This is a genomic window from Lishizhenia sp. (assembly GCF_057456495.1).
In genome coordinates this window covers 1-2,403 of the sequence record NZ_JBVCPV010000287.1, presented here as the reverse complement: position 1 = coordinate 2,403, position 2,403 = coordinate 1, and the positions used below count along the sequence as shown (strand labels likewise).

5 protein-coding genes and 1 pseudogene are annotated in these 2,403 nt (G+C 38.2%); all 6 read right to left on the bottom strand.

From position 1 onward, the window contains the following. A partial coding sequence (gene rpsD, locus AC22ZQ_RS14155) for a 30S ribosomal protein S4 (protein ID WP_318959410.1) occupies positions 1 to 364 on the bottom strand: 364 nt, incomplete at its 3' end. An 83-nt stretch (positions 365 to 447) separates the two neighbouring features. Beyond that, a complete protein-coding gene (gene rpsK / locus AC22ZQ_RS14150) occupies positions 448 to 831 on the bottom strand; it encodes a 30S ribosomal protein S11 (RefSeq protein ID WP_090248876.1) in 384 nt (127 codons plus the stop codon). An 8-nt stretch (positions 832 to 839) separates the two neighbouring features. After that, a complete protein-coding gene (gene rpsM, locus AC22ZQ_RS14145; protein WP_318959409.1) occupies positions 840 to 1,214 on the bottom strand; it encodes a 30S ribosomal protein S13 in 375 nt (124 codons plus the stop codon). A gap of 17 nt (positions 1,215 to 1,231) precedes the next feature. Next, entirely contained in the window at positions 1,232 to 1,348 is a 117-nt protein-coding gene (gene rpmJ, locus AC22ZQ_RS14140; protein ID WP_090248872.1) for a 50S ribosomal protein L36, read from the bottom strand. A gap of 28 nt (positions 1,349 to 1,376) precedes the next feature. Then, positions 1,377 to 1,595, bottom strand: a complete 219-nt coding sequence (infA, locus tag AC22ZQ_RS14135) for a translation initiation factor IF-1 (RefSeq protein WP_090248870.1) — start codon at positions 1,593 to 1,595, stop codon at positions 1,377 to 1,379. A 9-nt stretch (positions 1,596 to 1,604) separates the two neighbouring features. Further along, positions 1,605 to 2,403: pseudogene (locus tag AC22ZQ_RS14130) on the bottom strand (SecY family transport protein); the annotation flags it as partial.

Genomic DNA, 2,403 nt, shown 5'->3' with positions numbered 1-2,403 from the left:
CAGTAATGTGTTTGTGAGATACTAACTGACGAGCACCTCTTCTTGTAGGAGCGATTCCCAAACGGAAAACAGTATTATCCAAACGGCTCTCACAAAGGATTAACAAGTTCTCACCTGTAATTCCTTTCATTGAAGATGCCTTCTTGAATAAGTTAGAGAATTGCTTCTCTAAAATACCGTAAGTGTACTTCGCTTTTTGTTTTTCTCCTAATTGGATAGCATATTCTGATTGCTTTCCTCTTCTTTTGTTAGGACCATGTTGTCCTGGACCGTAACTTCTTCTTTCCAACGCTTTGTCTGGGCCGAAGATTGGTTCTCTAAATCGACGTGCGATTTTTGATTTTGGACCTGTATATCTTGCCATTTTATTAAGTAATGAGTGGGGTTATGAATTAAGGCGTAATTCCTTCGATAACCATAAATCCACTCGGGTTAAAAATTCTTTTATTAAACTCTTCTCTTTTTCGGTGGTCTACAACCGTTGTGTGGTAATGGAGTAACGTCAACGATTTCTGTTACTTCAATTCCTGAGTTATGTAAAGATCTGATCGCAGACTCACGTCCAGCTCCAGGCCCTTTTACAAAAACTTTAACTTTACGTAATCCGAAGTCATGAGCTTCTTTGGCACAATCCTCAGCAGCAACTTGTGCAGCGTATGGAGTGTTTTTCTTAGAACCTTTGAATCCCATTTTCCCAGCTGATGACCAAGAAATAACTTGTCCAGCATTGTTAGTTAAAGAAATAATGATGTTGTTGAAGGTAGCTTGAATATGCGCTTCACCAACTGCATCTACTTTAACATTTTTCTTCTTCTTCTGTGCTTTTGCCATCTTACTTATTATTTAGTTGCTTTCTTCTTGTTTGCAACTGTTTTTCTCTTACCTTTTCTTGTACGAGAGTTGTTCTTTGTTCTTTGTCCTCTTAAAGGTAAACCAGCTCTGTGGCGAATACCTCTTTGACATCCGATGTCCATTAAACGTTTGATGTTCAATTGTACCTCTGAACGTAAAGCCCCTTCAACTTTAATTGTGTTGATAGACTCACGGATAAGTCCTAATTGCTCATCAGTCCAATCTTGAACTTTGATGTTCTCATCAATCTTGTTCTCAGCTAAAATTTTTGCTGCTGTAGAACGACCGATACCAAAGATGTATGTTAAACCAATAACACCTCTCTTGTTTTTTGGTAAATCTATACCTGCAATCCTTGCCATAATTCAAATAATTAAGCCTAACCTTGTCTTTGTTTAAGTTTAGGATTCTTTTTGTTTATCACGTAAACTCTTCCTTTTCTCTTAACGATTTTGCAATCTGCACTACGTTTTTTTACTGAAGCTCTTACTTTCATCTTCTTTTTGTTTTTATTCGGATCTCTCCTACTTGTATCTAAAAGTTATTCTCCCTTTTGTTAAATCATAAGGAGACATTTCTACTTTCACTCTATCTCCAGGAAGAATCTTAATGTAGTACATTCTCATCTTTCCTGAAATGTGTGCGGTAATCACGTGTCCATTCTCCAACTCAACTCTAAACATTGCGTTAGATAATGCTTCGATGATAGTTCCGTCTTGTTCTATAGATGCTTGCTTTGCCATTCTTTTATCTTAAAATCCAGATACTTCTCCGGCTGTTCTACGTCCTCTGATTTTCGTTCCTTCCATCAATCCATCGTAGTGTCTGTTCAATAGGTACGTTTCAATTTGCTGAAGCGTATCTAAAACAACTCCTACCATAATCAATAAAGAAGTTCCTCCAAAGAACAATGCAAAAGCTTGTCCAACACCTGCCATGTAGGCCATTGCTGGTAACACTGCAATCAAAGCCAAGAAAATCGATCCTGGTAATGTAATCCTAGAAACTAGGGCATCAATGTAGTTAGCAGTTTCTTCTCCCGGTCTAATACCTGGAATAAATCCACCACTACGCTTCATGTCATCCGCCATTTTCTTCGGGTTAATCATGATAGCAGTATAGAAATAAGTAAATACTACAATCAATACAGCTAATACCAAGTTGTACCAAAATCCAAAGATTCCGAACGTAGAAGCATCAAAAACCATCACCGGTACAGCCATAATTGCCTGTGCGAAGATGATAGGCATTACACCTGATGCATTCACCTTGATAGGAAGGTAAGATCTTGCAGACAGATCACCTGCTTCCGCTCTTCCTGAAGCTACTCTCTTTGCATAGTTCATAGGTACCTTTCTCACACCCTGTACAATTAATACAGTCGCTAAAACGATAGCCATGAAACAAACGATTTCAAGTAAAATTGGAATAGCTGGGCTTTCTTTATCAATCGCTTCTGCAAATACCGCTTGTGGGAAACGTGCCAAGATACCAACAGTAATCAATAACGAGATTCCGTTACCAACTCCTTTATCAGTGATTCTTTCACCT